The 19749-nt window shown below is 52.3% G+C and carries 14 protein-coding genes; 4 read left to right on the top strand and 10 right to left on the bottom strand.

Annotation, left to right across the window (positions count from 1 at the left end):
• Positions 1-95 precede the first annotated feature (95 nt).
• Both E4U03_RS07730 and E4U03_RS07735 read left to right on the top strand, forming a co-directional pair.
• Positions 96-908 carry a class I SAM-dependent methyltransferase gene (locus E4U03_RS07730; protein ID WP_135012978.1) on the top strand — a complete coding sequence of 271 codons (813 nt, stop codon included), beginning with the start codon at positions 96-98 and terminating at the stop codon, positions 906-908.
• Positions 909-929: 21 nt separating this feature from the next.
• Positions 930-2147 carry an MFS transporter gene (locus E4U03_RS07735; protein ID WP_135012979.1) on the top strand — a complete coding sequence of 406 codons (1218 nt, stop codon included), beginning with the start codon at positions 930-932 and terminating at the stop codon, positions 2145-2147.
• A 69-nt stretch (positions 2148-2216) separates the two neighbouring features.
• On the opposite strand, the gene E4U03_RS07740 is transcribed toward E4U03_RS07735, so the two are convergent.
• The 4 genes from E4U03_RS07740 to E4U03_RS07755 all read right to left on the bottom strand — a co-directional run bounded on the left by E4U03_RS07740 (position 2217) and on the right by E4U03_RS07755 (position 12185).
• Positions 2217-9284, bottom strand: coding sequence for a DEAD/DEAH box helicase family protein (locus E4U03_RS07740; RefSeq protein WP_135012980.1), 7068 nt, complete (start codon positions 9282-9284; stop codon positions 2217-2219).
• Positions 9257-10963: a hypothetical protein gene (locus tag E4U03_RS07745; RefSeq protein WP_135012981.1), complete on the bottom strand. Its 1707-nt coding sequence runs from the start codon at positions 10961-10963 to the stop codon at positions 9257-9259. The genes E4U03_RS07740 and E4U03_RS07745 overlap by 28 nt, the downstream gene beginning before the upstream one ends.
• Positions 10964-11028: 65 nt before the next feature.
• Complete coding sequence (locus tag E4U03_RS07750) at positions 11029-11445, bottom strand: hypothetical protein (protein ID WP_135012982.1); 417 nt, start codon at positions 11443-11445, stop codon at positions 11029-11031.
• Between the two features lie 200 nt (positions 11446-11645).
• Positions 11646-12185: a single-stranded DNA-binding protein gene (locus E4U03_RS07755; RefSeq protein WP_135012983.1), complete on the bottom strand. Its 540-nt coding sequence runs from the start codon at positions 12183-12185 to the stop codon at positions 11646-11648.
• 452 nt (positions 12186-12637) lie between these two features.
• Between E4U03_RS07755 and E4U03_RS07760 the strand changes: the two genes are divergently transcribed.
• Together E4U03_RS07760 and E4U03_RS07765 are read left to right on the top strand one after the other, a co-directional pair.
• A complete protein-coding gene (locus E4U03_RS07760; protein ID WP_135012984.1) occupies positions 12638-13753 on the top strand; it encodes an ATP-binding protein in 1116 nt (371 codons plus the stop codon).
• 96 nt (positions 13754-13849) lie between these two features.
• Complete coding sequence (locus E4U03_RS07765; protein WP_135012985.1) at positions 13850-14659, top strand: tyrosine-type recombinase/integrase; 810 nt, start codon at positions 13850-13852, stop codon at positions 14657-14659.
• Between the two features lie 320 nt (positions 14660-14979).
• Here the strand turns inward: E4U03_RS07765 and E4U03_RS07770 are convergent, their stop codons facing one another.
• From E4U03_RS07770 to E4U03_RS07795, 6 genes are read right to left on the bottom strand one after another with little or no spacing between them, the layout of a single operon-like run.
• Complete coding sequence (locus tag E4U03_RS07770) at positions 14980-15201, bottom strand: hypothetical protein (protein WP_135012986.1); 222 nt, start codon at positions 15199-15201, stop codon at positions 14980-14982.
• Positions 15191-15439 (bottom strand): hypothetical protein, encoded by a 249-nt coding sequence (locus E4U03_RS07775; RefSeq protein ID WP_135012987.1) that lies wholly within the window; start codon positions 15437-15439, stop codon positions 15191-15193. The genes E4U03_RS07770 and E4U03_RS07775 overlap by 11 nt, the downstream gene beginning before the upstream one ends.
• On the bottom strand, positions 15436-16035 hold the full coding sequence (locus E4U03_RS07780; RefSeq protein ID WP_135012988.1) for a peptidoglycan recognition protein family protein: 600 nt from the start codon (positions 16033-16035) through the stop codon (positions 15436-15438). Before E4U03_RS07780 ends, E4U03_RS07775 begins: the two co-directional genes overlap by 4 nt.
• A 14-nt stretch (positions 16036-16049) precedes the next feature.
• Positions 16050-16691 carry a hypothetical protein gene (locus E4U03_RS07785; protein WP_135012989.1) on the bottom strand — a complete coding sequence of 214 codons (642 nt, stop codon included), beginning with the start codon at positions 16689-16691 and terminating at the stop codon, positions 16050-16052.
• A gap of 18 nt (positions 16692-16709) precedes the next feature.
• Positions 16710-17879, bottom strand: coding sequence for a hypothetical protein (locus E4U03_RS07790; protein ID WP_135012990.1), 1170 nt, complete (start codon positions 17877-17879; stop codon positions 16710-16712).
• Positions 17880-17883: 4 nt separating this feature from the next.
• Positions 17884-19647, bottom strand: a complete 1764-nt coding sequence (locus E4U03_RS07795) for a hypothetical protein (protein ID WP_135012991.1) — start codon at positions 19645-19647, stop codon at positions 17884-17886.
• Positions 19648-19749 lie beyond the last annotated feature (102 nt).

Genomic DNA, 19749 nt, shown 5'->3' on the forward strand with positions numbered 1-19749 from the left:
CCCAACACACCTCTGCACCTCACATCCCTGGAAACCCCATTCAATCACACACACCCTGCATACGAGTTAATAAACTACAAGGAAGTTTGGCATATATGGATAAATTCTTTGGCCCCTTTTCTTGGATAGCAGATAGCAATAAAAATTTACAGCACGAGGGACATTATGGACCAACCATGTCTCATTTCATGAAAGACACTTCATGGAACCAAGAATGGGACATCAAAGCATTAAGCGAGAGTATTACAACAATCCCTGAATCAAAAATACTGGATATTGGGTGTGGAGACGGCAGAATAGCCTACAGACTTCAACAAAACGGAGCCCAAGGCACCTTCTACGGAATCGACCTATCCGAAGCCGCTTATAAAAATTATCAATCCAGAGCCAGCGAATTTAAGATATTTGAAGAATACATACAAGGCGATATTTTTTCCCACCCTTTTAGCACAGATTTTGATGTGGCCTATATAGGGTCTGTTTCCATTAATTGCTTTACCGACATCAACTCAGTTTTTGAACTGATACGCAAGGCAAAAGAAATCACTTGCCCCACAGGTGTCTTAGTTGTATCAGCTTTTACAAGCGAATCAGAAAAGAAAATCCGAAACATTTCAGGAACCATATCTGCGGAGAACTACATAGGGGAAACCGGGAAAGAGCAGCTCATGTGGAGAGGTTTTCATTATGACCCTCCCTTTATACGACATAACTCATACGTGGATGACGACCGTGCTGACGGTGTTGTTGCGACTTTGATGAGCTCAGTAGAGAGGCTGTGGATTGATAAAGATATAGTTGACATTGCAAAAATAGCAGGCTGGAATCTCCGCAGCACTATCCCATGCTACGTAGGGGACGGAGGAGCAGAAGGACTAGAAGTGTCAACCCTAACTTTTCATAAATGATAAAGGATAGGTGAAACATCAATGCTCTCCCCGACCAGTAAAATCTATCTAAAAATAGTTCTCGCCGCAGTATTTATCGAATCCCTAGCACACGCTTCAGTATATTTTCTACTCATCTTTAAACTATCTTCAACAGCAAACAGCTGGTCTCTAACCGCAATTGCGCTTACATCAGCACTCACAGGGGTCATTCTAGCCGCCCCGCTTGGCAATTTAGTAGACCGTATGAGTCTCAGGCCCCTCTGGCTGGGATCAATCATAGTCTCGATACTCAGTGTTTTTCTCCTGAGCATCAGCGAATCCCTCATTCTATGGATTCTACTTGTAGTAATATACTCCGCTGCTGGAGTTATCAGCGGATCAGTAGTATTCAAAGCCTTACCACGTATAGAAGGAATCACCCCAGAAAAAGCAAGCTCTTTCCTCGTGAGCACAGGCGCACTCGTAGGCATTCTCTCTCCCCTGCTCGCCTCACTTCTCTACGCACTAGCCCCTAACCATTCATTTATCCCACTCATAATTTTACTCGCAGCCTGCTTTCTTATTATTTTCAAAGCAGCCCCTCAAGGAGCCCCTCCAGAACTGGATAGTATTTCCTGGAAAGATGCGCTACTTGGCATCAAGGTAATCTCAAACAATCACCACATCATTTATTACCTTCCCATCATGCTTTTAGTGGTACTTTCCACCAGCGTGGAAGACCTCTCAGGAGTTGTCTACTTGCAGGATATTGGCGGAAACTTCATCTCCCCCCTTTTCCCCAGCTTCCCCGGAGACCCCGGAGCAATCGCATACTCAGCACTAGTCGCATCCTGGTCGGTAGGGACGCTAATGGGCGCTCATTTGACGGAACAAAAACTCTTTAAACTATCGCCTGCTGCGTCTCTTAAGATAGGTGGCTTCATCATCTCACTGGCTATTTTTGCAGAAGGCTTCTTTCCCAGCCCTGTACTCATCACACTATTTTTCTTCCTTGGTGGAGCAGGAAATGCAGTCCACAATGTTGGAATAAGGAATCTTGTCTATACTGAGGTCGCTGAACAGAACCAGGGGCAGGCTTGGGCTATGATTGGTGCAACGTTTACAGTGTTTTCAAGCATTGGGCAGTTCCTCGGTACACCTTATCTACTTGGTGAACCTCAACAGGTGATTATGTATAGCGGGCTTTTCCCTATGGTTATCATCGCTTTGTTCACTCTGGGTATGGTGTATCTACGGCGTAATAAAATCAACCGCTAGGCCCAAGAGATGATATGGCTACCCACTCATAAATTTGAGTAGGTAACCATATCTACTGTCGTCTTGTCTTTAGAACGACATTTCTGTCCCGTGGTCAATACTAAGTCCCTGACAAAGCTCAGGGCTATAGCCGGGACTCTTCATCCGAGCATCCGCCGCAGAACGAGCCTGGGCCACCTCAGCCCCATGATGATTCTCCAACAAGGGAGCAGAGTAACCCCGCGGGAAGTCCCAAGAGCGCGTCTTAGACACCGGCCCATCGAGCTGCTGATAATGTACACGGATAAGACCCGTATCAGGCATTTCAGCAACACCCAGAACTACACCACGACGGTTAGAGTTCCCATACAGAGAAATGACATTCCCAACCTCAAGGTTCTGCACCGGAACGCTGACCTGTGCCCCGCCGGGTATACCGTCCCGAGGCTCTTCACACAGCGGAGCTTTTAGCTTAACCAGGTCACGCGGCTGAAGAGGGAAGTCATCGCGCACACCACCGGGGCCTTGCACATCAGCGACCAGCATTCCCATGGCATTTTGCCGAACGTCTAAGACCTTGAGCGTCAAAGCCTTGTTAGAGCTATCGAAGACATTCAGCAGATCACCGGGCCGCACGCGAGTTGCCTCCACCTGCTCCCATAGTTTGCCGTAGAACGGTGCAGCAGGATAGGGGTCAGCGCTAATAGTGGTGGCCGCTGGCATGGTGGTAGTGAACATCTGGTTCGCTCCCCTAAAGGCCAGTTCCACATCACCGTCAGGCTTGATAGTGCTCTTATACACCGAGTACCAGTTACCAGTGCCATCAGTAATGCGGTCACCGGCCCGCACCTGCCCATAGGTCAAGGTAGTAGCTACCTGCCCAGACTCTGTAGGTACATCAGGCGCCGTCAAGTCCTCAACCCCAACGTACCCGATATTCTCATCCAATCGTGCTGGGCGACTCTGAGGTTCAGTATCAGGGGCGACGTCGGCTGCTGGCTCACTACCGGCAGGCTGTTCAAGCACCTGCTTTACCTCAACGACAGTGATTTCCTCACCAGCGGCATCTTCAACTTGAACCGTTGCCTCGTGCAGGGGCGTACCGGCATCAACGAATGTTACCTCACCGCTAACCTGAACAGGCTCCCCATCCAAAGATGTGCCAACCACCGTTACAGTCTGCCCGGTATCGACCTCTTCCACCGATACAGGTAAGAACTTGGCATTAATCCATTCCTGATGCTCACGGGTAGCAATATCGGCCCATTCATCGGTTGTAGCGCGCTTCAAGTACACAGCGTTGTACCATGATGCTTCAACCTCCAGAACGTCGCCCGTATCTGGTGCTTGAAGAGCCAAGTACACGAGCTCTTCATCTTCTGCCTCTAGAACATCAAGCACCAGGAAGTCATGCCCTGAAACTTGGTCATAGTTAGCGCAGTTCTTTACACCGGCGAAGGAAACCCTATCCCCCACAATCAAGGTAGCAGGGGAAACGCTACCGTAGTTCCGCAAGATACTATCGCGGTTCACATGCTCACCGACATAGGTATGCTCCAGAGCGTAGGCCGGATCTGAAAGTACCGGCAGTTCCCGAACAGGGTAAACAGTGTTCAAGGTGAACTGGTAGGTTGAGCCTCGTGAATCTGTAGCCTCAAAGACATGGCTATTCCAATCATCTGTTTTGCCCCTGGCCGCCAGATAAGCAACCAGGACATCTTCCTCAGCAAAGAACTCCCCAGCTTCTTGTGAGGTCAGCTCGATACCGTATTCAGCGGCAGGGGCGATGGCAGTAACGCTCGGGCGAATCACTACATAGTCACCGACCACCAGATCATTGAGGGGCCGTAGCTGCTCGCCGTTATCAACGAGCTCAGTATCGTGAACATCCTGCTCATAGCCGGCAGCTTTCAGAGCCGCGCGGGCAACGCCAACGGCTAGCGAGCTCTCAGCATCCAGGCCCTTGGTAACAATCTGCCCCTGGCTATCCACGGTGCTGATACCCTCGGTAGCTTCTTCAACATCGTGTCGAACCTGCTCCAGGTCTTCAGCAACAACTTTCACCTCAGCCTGGCCAGAGCCCTCAGCAACGACCGCCTGAATATCCTCGGCCACATCGGCTTCTTGCTCAGTTTCAGTGTCGGCTTCATACTGGTGAGTTACGAGCACCTGGAGGCTAGGCACCTCCACCACATCATCATTAGGAACGAAAACCTCAGAGGGCACAAGTACCTCCGCCTCGGAACCCTCAGCCTCCTCACCCGTGACAGCTTCTGCTTCTAGCGCAGGTTCAGGCTCCACATCAACGGGCTGGGCAATGAACTCAGGAACAGAGGATACAGCTTCAACAGGCTCTTCACCTGATACCTCAGACGCTGCTTCATCAGCACGAGTAAACTCACGCACAGTCCCAAAATCAGGAACCCGGAACCCACGCAGACCCTCAAAGCCAGCACCGCGAGCAGACCCAAGCCCATCAACTCCCAGCAGCATCCCGCGCCAGTCAATATCAGAGGGAGTCCCCTGAATGTACAAAGTAGGCTGGCCATTCCAGCTGTTCACAGTAAAGGTCTGACGCTGGCCGTCAATTTCCAGAACAGCCTCAGCTGTACTCGATGAGCTAGCAGAGCGTTTCCAGTTCCGCAGAATACCGAAATGGCGCATAGGCTTTTCTGAGTGCGAGTCAGAGACAACAGACACCCACGACCCATAGACCTCTTCGGGGATACTATCAAAGGTTAGTTGCCGCGTCTCAACCTCAGAAAGGATAGCCTTTTCCGCTGGAGTCAGTACCCCAAAGCGTCGCTCGGTGATAGCACCCACCTTGCTAGAGGACATACGATTCACGACCTGTGTTTCCGCCCAGATAGGGTCAGATACCTTCCGGTAGGACAGGGTGAGCTTAGAACCCCAACCAGAGACGCCAAGAATACGAACGGGCTCAGTGATACCGGCCTTCGGGGCTAGCTTTTGACCGTCAACAACATCGCCCTCCCGCAAATCACCAATCGTCGCACTACTTAAAACAGAGTCAAATGCCATCAGCATCTCAGAAGCATCAAGAATACGGCCAGGAGCAATATCATCCCAAGTCAATAGCCCTGCATCGTAGGCCTTCTCAGGGGTGAAACCTGGCTCTCGAACAGACTCAAGAGTTTGGGGGTCAACAAAGCCAGTACCAACCCACTGATCCCCAGCCCTGCCAATACCTTCCACATCCTTCAGTAGCATATCGCCACGAAGTAGCCTAGTAGAGCTCACCTTTTTCTGGTTAGCTAATTCAGCTTCAATTGCGGCCTTCTCAGCAGCCGCCGCAGCTTCTAAATCAATACCATCTCGGTGGATAAAGTCACCCGGTGCCCCACGAGTAACCATAGCCACGTGCTCCTGTCCAGCAGTGTCCAAGAACGTGACATCGTAGCCTGGCCACCCGGCAGGAGCAACTCCCTGAATGACGCCGTCAATCGGCAGGATAGTTTGCTGGCTCCCCTCACCCATAACCCTGGTGAACCATGTGACTTTAGAACCAGGTTCCAAGGACTTAACGTAGTCAAAAGTCTTCTCTTTATGCAGGGGAGAGGGAACCCAATCCGTTTCTGAACGCTCAAGAATCAACTTATCTCGCTCATCTAATGCCGAATAGAGGCGGGAGGCAAGCTCAAAATCAGTCGCTGGCCACAACACAGGCAGCTCAGTGCCCGCATCAAAATCCACCACTTCGTCTTCGTACACGAACACACCATAGTGGGGCTTTTGACCCGTGACAGGGTGCTGGGAATAGACCCGGTATAGGCCACGGTCAAGGCTCTGACCCGACCCAATTTCGATAACATCCCCATCACGCAGTGCATTCACGTCGCTGACCTGCCCGTAGAGTAGCTCAACTTCATCATCATTGAGCACAGCTTCAGAGTCATCTACTCGGGTATCAACCTCGCCCCGGTCAAAGTCCTCAGTCTCCAAGGAGTCGATACCCAAATCAGCAGATAGCTGTTCAAGCCTCATCAGCTTCTCATCCAGCTCATCTTGCTTGGCAAAGCCCACGCGAGCCTCAGACAGCCTAGAGCGCAGAGAAATCATCTCGTCCCCCAGCATCTGGTGGCGCTGTTGCAGGGCTTCAAGCTGTGCATCTAGCGTCGATGCCGCCCTCACCAAACGGGCCAGCTGACCTACACCTGACACCTGACCGGCAGCAATCTTGTTAGGTTCAACGCTATGACCAGACCCAGGGAGCACCTGCCCGGACACAGGGTCAACCAGCCTCAGGTTCAAGAAACCAGTAATTGCATCCAGCTGACCAACAAACGGAATATTGCCAATCTGCCCCAGCTGATAGAACGTATCAGGGGACTTCGCACCAGCAAGGTTCAACAAGGCAAGACCACGCAGGAGCTGCTCACCTGCTTCTTTAGTACGCCCATCAAAGACCTTATCTCCCAGGAAGAACTGAACCCCAAGAAAAGCCTGGTGAGCAATGGCAGCCTCATAGAGTTTCATCGTACTCTCAAGCCCGCTCATACGAGCTTCAGTCGTGCTAATTTCAAACTCCAAGTCCTTAGCACTGGAAGACTCGGCGTTCTTCTCCATCAACAGACGCTGAACCTCAACGGTAAGAGTCAGCTGTTCCATCAAGGCAGGGTTATCTGTAAGCCAGGCAATCATCATCTGCGGGTCACCATCACCGCTCAAAGACTCCATGGAATCGAGCCCTTCGCCAGCCTTCCACTGGTTCAGAGCCTTGAGCTTACGAGCGATAACCTGCCAGCTATACGCATCAAAAGTACCTTTGGTGCCGTAGGAGAGAATCTCAATCTCATCATTCTGATTACCCTGACGAATACCGCGCCCCTCACGCTGTTCAAGATCAGCAGGACGCCACGGAATATCAACATGGTGAATAGCGGTCAAACGCTGCTGAACGTTCATACCCGTACCCATCTTTTGGGTTGAGCCAATCAGAACAGAAACCTCACCACTACGGCAACGGCTAAAGAGCTCTGCACGCTCCGCATCATCACCGGCATCATGAATGTAGGCGACCTTCTCCACCGGCATACCGGCAGCAACGAGCTCTTCCTTCATCGCATCGTACATGTTGAACTCAGCACTTGTTCCAGGGGCCCCTTGGTCACAGAAAATGACCTGCAAGCCACCGGGCAGGACGGTAGGAGCACCATCAGCCCCAAGGTACTCAGTATCTTGGTACTGCCGGTGAATACGCATAACCTCGTTAGCAACCAGACGCGGACGCCCGCCATCCTCATCAGCCTCCAGACCAACCAAACGCGGATCAAGGGCGACACGACGAGCACGCCCCAGAACCTCAATCAGATAGTCCTCCGGCCCAGGGTTTTCAATCGTTTTGACGACATCATCCATGTAGCTTTTCACATGCTCAGAGGCATCACGATTGATGTTCTTCATGGTTCCGCCCACGATAGACGGGAGCTTCTGAGGAATCTGATCACGGGTAACCGTTGAGGTAAAAAGGGAGTTGAGCTGTTTAAGCTGCTCCAGGTTCTCGTACTCAGTAATTTTATTGACGATACGGAACCCCAGACCCGAAGGCTGAACCTCCATCGCAGGCTCAGCGCGAGTAAAGACACGAGCCCATGAGTCAATCGAAGAGATACCCAAATCTTCCAGCACATCCGGCCGCAGGTAATGCATCATCACCCACAGCTCCGACAAGCTATTAGCAATCGGGGTGCCGGTAGCAAAGGTAGCAACGGCAGGGGCACGGTTCAGCCCACCCGAGGCCTGAATTTTATCCTCACGAAGAGCACGCAAGATGAAATCCAGATCAGCCGCCCGCATAGAACCAGCACATGAAAGCTCCTGGTAGTCAGAGACACGCCCCAGGTTCTTGAAGTCATGAGCCTCATCAACAAACAGGTAATCGCAGCCCAGCTCTTCAAAGGTCACGCCCTCATCTTTACGGGCAAAGAGCTCTTCCATGCGAGTCTCTTTGCGCTTGATGAGCTTCTCAATGGCCTTGACCGTCATATCATCGCCTGAGGTCTGCTTCTGAGCAATCAGCGCTTCAATATCTTCCCGTAAAAACTGAGACTGACGACCTGCTGAAAGACCAACCCGGTTGAAAATGGACTGGGGCATAATCACTGCGTCCCAGTCTCCGGCAAGTGCTTTTGCTGCATACACCTTACGCTCAGTAGCAGAAATGCCGGTGGGAATCATCAGCACCTGGGACGTCGGGGCCCACTGAGAGAACTCACGGGTAATCTGCTCTACCAGGTGATTAGGCACCACGAACAGGGGCTTTTGGGCAATGCCACGGTTACGCAGCTCCAACGCACCCATAATCATGGAGCCGGTCTTACCAGCACCCACGACGTGGTCAAGCAAAACGCTTGGTTCATTGACGATACGAGCTACAGCCTCACGCTGATAAGGGTGAGGTGTAAAGTCCGGTGAGATGTCCTTCAGTGCAAGGTGCTGGCCGAGCACACTGTAATCAGGTGCTACATAGGAGTTGAAACGGCGGTTGAATTCACGCTCTACCTGGGCAACGCGAGCAGGAGAGGAACTAATCCACTTTTTGAAGGTGTACTCAATCTTGGCAGCTTTCAGGCGTGCTTCTTTGGTTTCTTTCTCATTGAGCACATACTTTTCTTTGCCAGTATGGAGGTCTTTGACCTTATCAGAGACTTTTGGTTGCCGGTTGTTCATGACCGCATCGAGCAAATCAGCAGGGCCACGGCGCTTAGTGCCATAGGTCAAACGCACAGAGGGCTTCATATCTGCGTTCCGGTGCGGAACTTCCCACCCAGTGCCATCAGGTGACTTGGTGATGGTCAGGGGCACCCCGAACGTCTCAAGAGCAAACTGCCGGTACTGCTCTTGGGTCATAAACGAGGCACCTACCTGGAGGTGAATCTTCTCAATACCGGCCCAGGGCGGAAGGACATCTTTCAGGGCCTCCACATTCTGCAGATACGAGCTATCCAGAGCGGCAGCTTCCTCAGCTACCTCCAGCTTCTCGCGCACATTACCTGAGAGATACCCCACCGCAGGAACATACTGCCCATCAGCAGGGTCTTTGAACACAAGGTCACCGAGCTGCTCGACAGCCTCATCTTCGCTAACACCCAGCAGCTCACCAATACGCTCTAGATCAACGCTACGGGTTTCGTCCAAAGAGATAGAAAGAGCCTCAGCAGGCGTTTCAGCACGGCTAGGAGCTGTTTTCGTCCGTAGGTGCTGACCTCAAAAAGACGGGACTTTTTGCCGACCTGCTCTTCATCGTCGAAGTCCTCCAAAGCAATGAGCTTACCGAAATCAGAGTCTGTCTTCAGAAAAGTCAGATGGTTTTGCACCTTGCGGAATGAATCAGGGGCGTTAGCTTCAGCCTCCCACTGAGCAAGGGTCTGTTCATCGGGCTCCAAAGCACGAATCTCAGCCTTCTTGGGCTTGAGCCCCTGAACCAGAGTAAAGCGGTTGATAAACCCGTACTTCTGAACGTAACGGTCATAGGAATCATTCAGAACCAACAGGTGCTCACGGCGCTCATCATCGCTCTCAGCATCAAGTACACGCCGAGTTTGCTCTTTCAAGGACAGCAAAGAACGCATCTCAGCTTCAGACACACCGTTATGGCCACCAGTCTTTACCGCTTCCCACTGGCCCAGCAAAGCGTCAAAACGCTCAACTTTTCCCGTGCCCTGATTGAAACGGACGGTGCCTTCAATAGCGGTATCCATCTGATCAAGAGTGACCACCCCACCAGGGGCAAAGCTCTCAAGTTTCGTTGAGGCAGTAGGCACCAGCTGAGGGTCAAACCCTAGCCCCGCCTCCCCTGCCTTTCGAAGCTGTTCGCCCAGCCCCTCACGTACCTTAGCAGCCAGAACCGCCATAGTATCGGGAGAAGTAACACCAAACTGGGGCTGACCATACTGGTTGGTTCGTAGTTCACGCTGACCGAGCACAAAATCAGGGTTTTGAGCGAAGAACCGGGAAGTGATGACCGTTTCCCCAGTTTCAGTAGTCTCTTCATACCCATTGACCCACTCCTGAGCCTGTTTCGCCCGGTCTGGAGCCTCATCATCAGCACGACGGCGGAAGACCAAAATATCGGTAACAACCTTGGTGCCTGCCACCTCAGCAAAAGCATGGTCAGGAAGACGAACAGCCGCCACCAAATCAGAATGTTCCGCGATAGCAGCACGCGCCTTAGATGTCTTAGCATCCATCGTGAACGCAGAAGTAATAAAGGCCCCATAACCACCAGGTGCTAGACGCTTCATGCTCTTATTGATGAAGTAGTTATGGATAGACAGGGCTTCACTGTTATCGACCCTATCGACAATACGGTAATCGCCAAAGGGCACGTTGCCCACAGCAGCGCTGAGAGTCTGCTCAGGTAGCCGGATATTTTCAAAGCCCTCTGCGTAAATAGTTGCGCTCGGGTACAGGTAGTGAGCAATTTGTGCAGAGATACCATCGAGCTCAGCACCAATCATTTGAGCAGAAGCCGGGGCCGCGCCAATAAAATTACCCGAACCGCACCCAGGCTCTACAACAGCCCCACCGTTGAAACCAGCACGCTCCAGTGACTGCCACATCGACTGCACAATCGCAGGGTCCGTAAAGTGAGCATTTAAAGAAGCCTCACGGGCCTGAGCGATTTCTTCATCGCTGAGCACCTGAGCTATTCGCTCACGCACATCAGCATAGGCCTCGTTCTTCTCATCAAAGACAGCAGCTGCTGCACCCCATGATGAGAACTTCGCCAACACTGCCTGCTCTTTGGCGGTAGCGTAACGGTTCTCAGCATTGAGCTTCTTGACCAGCTCAATAGCATCAAGGTTCGCTACCACGCGAGCTTTAGCCCCAGAAGGGACCAGAACCTCGCCACTTGGCTCAAAATCAACTGGCTCTCCAGCTACAGGAGTCTTAGCAACTCCTTGTCTTCCTCCTCCAGCTCCAGCTGACGAATCAGAAACAGCCCCTGCTCCAAGAACTCCTCCAGCTCCGTCCGCTCCTGCGAGCTCAGCTCCTCGAGCGTATAAGGGTTCTTCGGTGTCTGCTGAGGGTTGTCCTCCAGCTGCTCCAGCCAGTACCTCATCAGCAGGCTCTCCTCCCATTCGGGTAGATTCTTCAGCAGGGGAAGAGCCGGCAAATCCCCGTGCTCGCGCAGGAAGTAATCGTGCATCCGGATCAAGTCCCCCCACTCCCACTCTAGATTCGCCCAGCGCCCCGGAGCCGACTCCCACTTGCGCTCCTGCTCTATTTTGATCTGCTCCATCATCTCCTGCACGAACTGCGGGTCGCGCCACTCGTCGTTGAGGTCGAACATCATCTGTCCCTACACTTTCAAGGTCGAAAAGATTATCTTCGTGAAAACCGCTGTTTTCTACTGCCATTATAAGAAACCTAACCCTCACAGATATAAGACGGCTCACGCCCGGTACCGCCCATGGTGTACTTCCGAAAACTTCAAGAGGCAGCACCTCACCCGGATACCGGATAAGATGCCACCTCCCCCGCTAAACGCAGTTGTTACATGCCCATGCCGGGGCTACCCATGGAATCTGTATTGCCGAACTCAGGAGTCAGGGCCGGAATCTGCTGCTGATTCTGAGCCGGTGCAAAGTTACGCTCTGCCTCAGCAGCCATATCAAGGTCAGCGGCGAAGTCACGAGAGGGCTTGGGATTAGGTGTAACCTCAACCGAAGCAAACTTCATCGAAGCTGCCACATCGGTTGCCCAAATACGGTGGTTGATACCCAGGTTTCCGTTCTTGTCCTGGTAAGGGCTTGCCTGGTAGTTGCCCTGAACCGTGACCATATCGCCCTTATGCAGTGAGGCCGAGACGTTCGAGGGCAGATTCCCCAGGGAACGGTCACGTGAGTCCAGGCCCACGTTGTAGTAAACGGGGTCTGCCTCGACCCACTGCTGGGTGTCGTTATCGAAAGTACGGCGGTTCTCAGCTACAGCCAGAACCACCAGGTATGAGCCGTCCTCGCGTTCAATGACGCGGGGGTCTGCCACCAGGTTGCCGGTGACAGCGAAGTTATCAATCTTGGGGCGAGATGCCATGATATTCCTCCATGAAAAGTGATTTCGGTGGTGCAGGTATCGACGCGGTGGCGACCATACTGCTTCAACCCAGGCCCACCCTTTGCAGGTGTCCCCTTGGCTTCTACACAGACTTGGCCCTTGGAGACTAAAGGGTAGGTGACTTACGCATTAGCCCAAGACATAGAGAACATGGACAAGCTCACCATCTACTGAAAAAGAAGTACAATGGACTCTGATAGCTAGGGATGAGGCTTACAGTCCAATAAGTCCCAGAGCACCAACCGTAGAAGCCTGCGTATACACGCAGGCTTCTGTCGTTAAAATAAAATCACCAGCAGGCTACTAGCTTATTAACTCAGACGTTAGATAACACCACCCCACCCACCAAAAATACCCAGTTGACTAGGGAATAAATAAGACTACATAAGACATATATACAGCTCAGCCCTAGTTATATGTAGACTAAACGCATGATACGCACACGCAACCCCTTCAAAGCATCACTCGGCGCAACCCCACCGGCTCTCGTCGGAAGAGCTGATGCCATTGAAGCCATCGACTTCGCCCTAGATAACGGCCCAGGAACCCACGAACGCATCACCGTAGTAACCGGCCCGCGTGGTATCGGAAAAACGGCCTTCCTCAACGCAGCAGAAGACCTAGCCAAAAGCAAAAGCTGGTGGATATTTTCAGAAACAGCAACCCAAGGCTTCGTCAACAGACTAAGAGACCAGGTTTACAGGTCGCTAGAAACACTCATCACACAGCACAAAACGCACCTCGCCGCACTCACACTAGGAGGCTTTGGAATTGAGCTAGGACGTACAGAAGCTCACCAACCGCAGCTCACGTTACGCAACGCCCTCACTGCTTTACTCCAAGCTCAAGCTGAACTCGACAGAGCCCTGAATCAAGAACCAGTAGGGGTTCTCATCAGCATCGATGAACTCCATCACCTGAATAAGCAAGAAGTAATAGACTTCAGCGCCACAGTCCAACACCTGGTACGAGAAGAACACGAAATTGCAGTGCTCATGGCAGGTATTCCCTCAGCTATCAAACCTCTCCTGGCAGCTGAAAAAGGAGCCAACCCCATTACTTTTCTCCGTAGAGCCAACCGCATAGAACTCGGAAAAGTACAAGACCACGACGTCCGGCTAGGGCTAGAACAACCAGTCACTGAATCAGGTATGAAATGGGAGACTGAAGCTCTTCAGCAAGCAGTTGCCGCATGTAACGGCTACCCTTTCCAAATTCAGCTCGTTGGACAATGGAGCTTCCATGCTGCTACCCGTCAAAATTCCATACTCATTACACAGGCAGACGCCCAGGAGGGAATAGGAAAAGCACTGAGAAAACTAGGCCAGTTAGTCCATGAACCTGCCCTCGCAGACCTCTCAGACGTAGACCGAACATTTTTAGCAGCCATGGCCCAGGACGATGGACCTTCTAACATCAACGACATTGCACAACGGATGAAAGTATCTCCCCAATATGCAGGGAACTATCGTCGTAGATTACTGAACGCTGAGATGATCGAAGTTCCTTCTAACGCCCACGTTGATTTCGCGCTCCCTTATCTTTAAGCGCCGTCAAACCGTCATAAAGCGTCACCATCTACGCGCCCTACAAGCTGCCTAGACATCATCACTTAGTATGATTTTGAAACACTTTATGAAGACATGCCCGCCGTAAGCCTATGGATCCAGTACCAGAAGGCTGCTAACCTCGCAGAAAGAACCATCAAGGCACGCGCAGAACTTATGCGCACCCTAGAACAATGGACGGAAAAACCAGCCCTCGAAGTCACCCAGCTAGACCTCGTGAGATTCATGGCCCGTGACGTCAGTCCTGCAACCCGCAGCACCTACGCCACCATCTTCCGCGTCTTCTACAAATTCGCCACAGACCAAGGCTTTATCGAAAAGTCACCCATGGACGGCGCACCCGTACCTAAGCGTCCCAAATATGCACCCCGGCCAGTCGAAAACGTCCAGCTGCACCGCGTCCTAGCAACAGCTAGCAGGCGTACTACAAGGGCCATGATTCTTCTTGCTGCACTAGCTGGCTTGCGAGTCCACGAGATAGCAAAAATACGAGGGGACGACTTCGATTTAGACCGGGCCACGGTCACAGTCGTGGGCAAGGGCAATAAGCGCTCTGTGATTCCGCTGCACCCCGTTCTTATCGAGCTAGCCCGTGAGATGCCGGATATTGGCTACTGGTTTACGCACTGGGAACGCCCGGACGAACCCATCAACGCGAAAAGCTGCGGCCAGGCAATTAACCGAGCCATGCAGCGGGCCGGGGTGGACGCCACAGCCCACCAGCTGCGCCACTGGTACGGAACAGCACTACTGGAAAATGGCGCTGACCTTAGAACCGTCCAGGAACTTATGAGGCATGAGTCCCTAGCGACTACCCAAATTTACACGCGGGTGACGTCGGAACGGCGCCGTGACGCTATCCATGCTTTGCAGCTCCCGGTTTAAACCTTTAACTGAGCCTTAAATCTAAACTGCCCTCAACCTTTAATTAAAGGTTGAGGGCAGTTGAATAAATGAATAGGGGGCGGGGTGGGGGAGCTACCCCCACCCCTTGTTTCCTAGTCGTCTTCTTCCCAGCTACGGACTGTATCCACAATATCTACGATATGCTTCACAATCGCTACAACGGTAGCTAGAATGAGAACTAGGGTTAGCACGTCTTGCGGTGACATGCCAACACCTCCTATTCATTTATAATGCGTACCCGGTGGCCACCGGGTACGCATTTTATATTAACAGGTTTCAGGCCATGTTAAAAGCCTTTCCTACCCTGTAAAAACCCTAAAAATCGGGTCAAGAACAGCCAGAACCAGCGCCCCGATAGCGGTACGCTGCAACCACTTCTGAGCATCCTGTAAGTCCTGAACATTGCGTTCAAGAGCGGCCAATTCTGCTCGGTGGATGCTATCGCGCCGCATTTCGGCAAGGTCTTTCTCGATACGCTGCATACCCCTGTAGACCTCCGCTAGGGTAACTTCAGTTTCCATTGGCTTCACCTCCTACAGGCGATAGGGGAATGGTGGGGAAGTTGCCATGGCCGGGGGCAAGATAGCCACCAAGTATGCCCCCGGCGATACCTAGCAGGCCAGAGAGCGCCTGCACACCAGTCTCATCCAGCCAGCGGGTGAGCGCAAAAAATTGCACTAGCAAGATGGCTGCATAGGTGCCAGCAGCTACGCCGGTGGCAGAGCCTACCGTCACCGGCCCTACGGTGCGGGTGCTCATAGCTGCCCCTCGATAGCATTAGCTGATTCGCGAATCTCTGCTAACTCAGCCCGGATAGCGGCAACCCGGTCTACAGTGGCAGGCGCGGGAGCGTGAGCCTCTCCGCTAGTGCCCTGAAGCAAGTTCACGCGGTTCACGATTTCATCGCGCATATTGGCGTATCGACCAGGGCAAGCGGTAGCTGACCATTCCCGATGAACCCAAATCTCCTGCGGGCCGTACATGTCTTCTAGCCATTCAATCAGGGCCACCACCTCGGTAATATCACCCTCGCTCATTTCAGGGCGGCACTCGATACCGATTGAGGTTGCGTTGCCCTCGGCGCTGCCTGAGTGCCAAGCCGCGTGCTTAGGCTCCACCAGACAGGCCACGCGGCCAGCTTCAACGACGAAATGCGCGGAGCTGGTGCCGCCCTTACGACACAGGTAGTCAGCTACACCGTTGAAACTTTGCCCGTCACTGCCCCAGTGGTGAATTGTGATTCGGCTAGTGGTGCGGGGACGTCCGAAGACAGCTGGGACGGACGCCGCCGGGGTGAAGTTAGGGGAGTTCCAGGTAGTTTCATCGATAATAGTTCCGGTCTTGAGAGTAGTCATAGTTAACTTCCTTTCTAATTGATAGGGATAGGGCTCTTGCCACGAGTAGGTTGACTACCATCGGGGCAGTAATAGGAAAAATAAGCGCTAACACCGGCACTCCAAGCGGCAGAAGCCGGATTAGAAACGTGCAAGGTTCCGGTTTTACAGTTGAGGATAAAGCCAGCATCTACCGGCTCACTGTCCCGGGCACCAGCAATAGACCGCGAGACCTCATAGGAGCGTGAGGGGCGGTAACCCGTACCAAGAATCGCCAGAGGAACGGCGGTGTCGAAGCTTGCGCCAGCTTTAAGAGCAATATTGAGGCGAACATGAACCACCTCACCGACCCGGCGGATATGAAAAAAGCTAGAGGCAGTAAGTACAGATTCTTGCCCCAGAGGATGAACAGACCAGGCGTAATCCTGACTATGTTTCTCGGCATAATACATCTTCGAAGCTATCTGAGAAAACTGCTGGGCTTGTTGGCCTATCTGCTCGTAGGCTCCCTCTACCATCTGTATAAGTTCAGCAAATCGAGAGCCCAGCAGCCGAATCATCCTCGCCCCATCCTCAAGAGGCTCACCGTCGGTCGGCAGAGTCAGACCGTAGGTATCTCTTATCAGTGCTAAATCATCGGGAGAGACATCAGGCTCGCCTTGATCATTTTTATACATAGAAATTCCCTTTCTTGCTTAGTTGGGTGCCCCATAGGCAATGACCGGTTCCATCAGATGAAAACGCATAGTCCACCGATTATGTGCCAAAGTTTCAGTGAACCCCAGAATGTACTTCTTTCCCACGAATTGCCGGGAGATAGAAGAATCAAGAACCATAAAATCACCCTCGTTATACGCAAGAAGCTGATTCAATAACCTTTCTTCTGCTGCATCAAAAGAGAGAAGGTCGAATTCAATCGAAGCAGCAGCCCAGAAGGTGCCTGTCTTGGTAGCCATATGCATGCGGGTAGGGTAGACCCACTGGCCTGAATGGTAGACAATATCCTCTGAGATATCGATGTCTTCTCGAATATCAGGGCGCGGATTATTCCGGTGATAGATATTTTCTGTATGTGTCTTTACCCCCGTACCTGTCCTGTAGGTAACACTTACTCCTGATTCAATAAAGGCTTGAGGCTGTTCTACCTGCACCCCGTCTGTTACGTGGTCAGCGGTAATTTTGATGTGTCTATCCCACATGGGGTTATTTGCGTGTGACTGGTGAGCATAACCGGGTGAAAAGACAATCTCACCGCTACGATGGTGATCTACTGAGACAGCATTACGCGCCAGAGCAGCCCACACATCAGAGGGGTTGATAAAGGTCAAGCCCGTAGGGATATAGAAGCGGTCTTGGGCGTTGAAATTAGCGCTGAGTTTAATGCTGTTGCCTGCTGGCACGGCTAGGCGTAGGCGGTTAAGGCCGTCGGCTATGGTCTTGGTGGGGTCAAGCAGGGCAGGAAATTTTGATTTAGCTAGCCATACTGAGATGGAAGTGCACATAAGCCGGGTGACCGGTTGGCCATGCGCGTTATGAGTGATGATTTGGGCTCCTACGATGCCACGGAACCGGATAGCATCCCCAAGAGCGGCGTAAGTGATGGTTGTCTTGATTTCAACAGTTTCATTCGAGGCGATACGGTGCTCCCCGGCTAAATCAATGGTGGCCGTGGGAACGGTAAAACCTGCATTTCCGGTGGTTTTCCCATAGCTGGTGGAATAAGAGATAATTTCATCATCTTCATAGACACTTGCTCCTACAGTGATAGTAACCATCGAAGAATCCAGGAGCCGGAACTTTCTGATAGCTGCTTGCCCCAGGCTACTGCGCTGATTCTCGGGAATGTTCCATACTGAGCTAGGCATGAGGCTAGGCTACTTTCGTGAGCTGGTTAAGACGGTCAAGCAAGGACTGAACTTCACGGGCAACAGCCAGAGGGTCGGTCACCAGGTTATTGAAGTTGTTTTCCACAGTGTAGTTGTTGTTGATAATGGTCTGAGAAGACTCAGGACGTGCAAAGATAGCTTCAAGCGGATTCGATGCAGCATGAACGGTAAAGGGCAGGGTAGGATGTCCGGTCTCATAAAAAATAGGGGAAGAGACGAGAGCACCATGTGAACCTAGGAAACGAGAAGCCCAGGCAGGCATACGGACACCAGAGAACATATCTCGAAAGTTCCGGGCTACACCGTTTACCCAGTCACCGATAGAGCGGAAAACTGAGATAACGTTATTCCCGAATGTGCCGAACCATCGCGACCAGGCATTGACCGTATCAAGGAAGAACTGCGATAGCTGATTCCAAGCGGTAGCGACCCAAGCAATAGCCTTATCTACGCCTTGTCTGAACCAGTCAACGTTGTTATAAGCCCACACAAAAGCAGCTACCAGGGCACCTACAGCGGTAATAATAAGGCCGATAGGGTTCGCCCGTAGAGCAAGGTTCAAAAGCCGCTGGGCAGCTGTCCAAGCGATTGTCGCCACACGGACAGCAACAGCAGCTGCACGAGCAATAAGCCAGCGCGCACTGGCTGCTGCTGCCGCTACACCAGAACGAGCCAGAGCAGCGGTTTTAGCAGCTAGAGCTATTGTTACTTCCCGGATTCTAGCTAGGAACATAGCAGCACGAGCGCCAGCCGAACCGGCTGCCCCAGCATGAGCTACCTGGGCAGCGGTAGCTAGTGACAGGCCAGCGCGGTAGGCTTGCACAGCAGCGGTAGCGCCACGAAAAAAGTTCACTATACCTACAGTGGTAGTGATTGCTGTTAGTGCGGCTTTCATACCAAAGACTGTGACCACTGCGCTCCCTAGAACTGCTGCCCAGGTGGTGACGGTAGAAGAGTTCTCAGAGACCCACCTGGCCATATCAGCTAGAGCACGGGAACCCTCAACAATATAGGGCAGTAGCGCCTCACCCAGCTGAGCTTTAGCGTTTTCGAACTCGGCGCTAGCTCTTTGCTGGGCACCGGCTGCCGTGTCAGCTTCCCTTGCGAAGTTCCCTTGATAAGTGGCAGCTTGAGCCATAATCTCATTGACAATAGCCTGTTTTTTGGCCTGCTCGAATGCTGCACCTTCAAGCTCTGCTGTGCCTTCAGCTGCCATGCGGGCACTGACCGCGTTCATGGACATAAAGACACCAAAGCGTTCTAGCGGGTCAAATTCCCCACGTAGGGCAGCACCCATAGCCGACGCGGCTTCTGCTGCATCTCCGCCAAAGACCGAGGACAAATCAGCACCAGCATTGATAAGGTCATTAGTCTTTGTGGCCATTTCATCGGCAGAATACCCAGCAGTCTGCAAAGAACCACCGATTGAAGCAGCCAGAGCCTCATAGGAGCTAGCAGACATACCCACATCTTGAGCTGACGAAACAGCCCACTGATGCACTTTGTCAGCAGCAGTAGAAAAAACAGTGTTGACCGCCCCGAAGTTCTGTTCGGCTTCAGCTGCGGCGTCAGCTGCCTGTTTACCGAATGCCACGAGGGCGCCACCAGCGACAGCGGCAGGAACGGTCATTTTATCTACTGTCCCCTGGAGCTTGCCTATGGCTTGTTCAAACTTGCCTACTTCACCTGAGGCACGTTTAGCGTCAGCGATGATTTTGACGCTCATAATAGCTGACTTGCCAGCCATAGGCTCACTCCTTACGTGGATTGGTATGTTTTCTTTCTACCCAGTAGAAGTACTCTCTCAAGATAGGGGTGGGCAGGTCGATAAGCTCACTAAAGGGAATGC

It is taken from the genome of Rothia nasimurium (genome assembly GCF_004569295.1).
Classification (GTDB): domain Bacteria; phylum Actinomycetota; class Actinomycetes; order Actinomycetales; family Micrococcaceae; genus Rothia; species Rothia nasimurium_B.

Bases quoted from the DNA above. Each gene is read 5' to 3' on its own strand.
- E4U03_RS07730 (WP_135012978.1), top strand. From the start codon at position 96: ATGGATAAATTCTTTGGCCCCTTTTCTTGGATAGCAGATAGCAATAAA.
- E4U03_RS07735 (WP_135012979.1), top strand. From the start codon at position 930: ATGCTCTCCCCGACCAGTAAAATCTATCTAAAAATAGTTCTCGCCGCA.
- E4U03_RS07750 (WP_135012982.1), bottom strand. From the start codon at position 11,445: ATGATGTTCGACCTCAACGACGAGTGGCGCGACCCGCAGTTCGTGCAG.
- E4U03_RS07755 (WP_135012983.1), bottom strand. From the start codon at position 12,185: ATGGCATCTCGCCCCAAGATTGATAACTTCGCTGTCACCGGCAACCTG.
- E4U03_RS07760 (WP_135012984.1), top strand. From the start codon at position 12,638: ATGATACGCACACGCAACCCCTTCAAAGCATCACTCGGCGCAACCCCA.
- E4U03_RS07765 (WP_135012985.1), top strand. From the start codon at position 13,850: ATGCCCGCCGTAAGCCTATGGATCCAGTACCAGAAGGCTGCTAACCTC.
- E4U03_RS07770 (WP_135012986.1), bottom strand. From the start codon at position 15,201: ATGGAAACTGAAGTTACCCTAGCGGAGGTCTACAGGGGTATGCAGCGT.
- E4U03_RS07775 (WP_135012987.1), bottom strand. From the start codon at position 15,439: ATGAGCACCCGCACCGTAGGGCCGGTGACGGTAGGCTCTGCCACCGGC.
- E4U03_RS07780 (WP_135012988.1), bottom strand. From the start codon at position 16,035: ATGACTACTCTCAAGACCGGAACTATTATCGATGAAACTACCTGGAAC.
- E4U03_RS07785 (WP_135012989.1), bottom strand. From the start codon at position 16,691: ATGTATAAAAATGATCAAGGCGAGCCTGATGTCTCTCCCGATGATTTA.
- E4U03_RS07790 (WP_135012990.1), bottom strand. From the start codon at position 17,879: ATGCCTAGCTCAGTATGGAACATTCCCGAGAATCAGCGCAGTAGCCTG.
- E4U03_RS07795 (WP_135012991.1), bottom strand. From the start codon at position 19,647: ATGGCTGGCAAGTCAGCTATTATGAGCGTCAAAATCATCGCTGACGCT.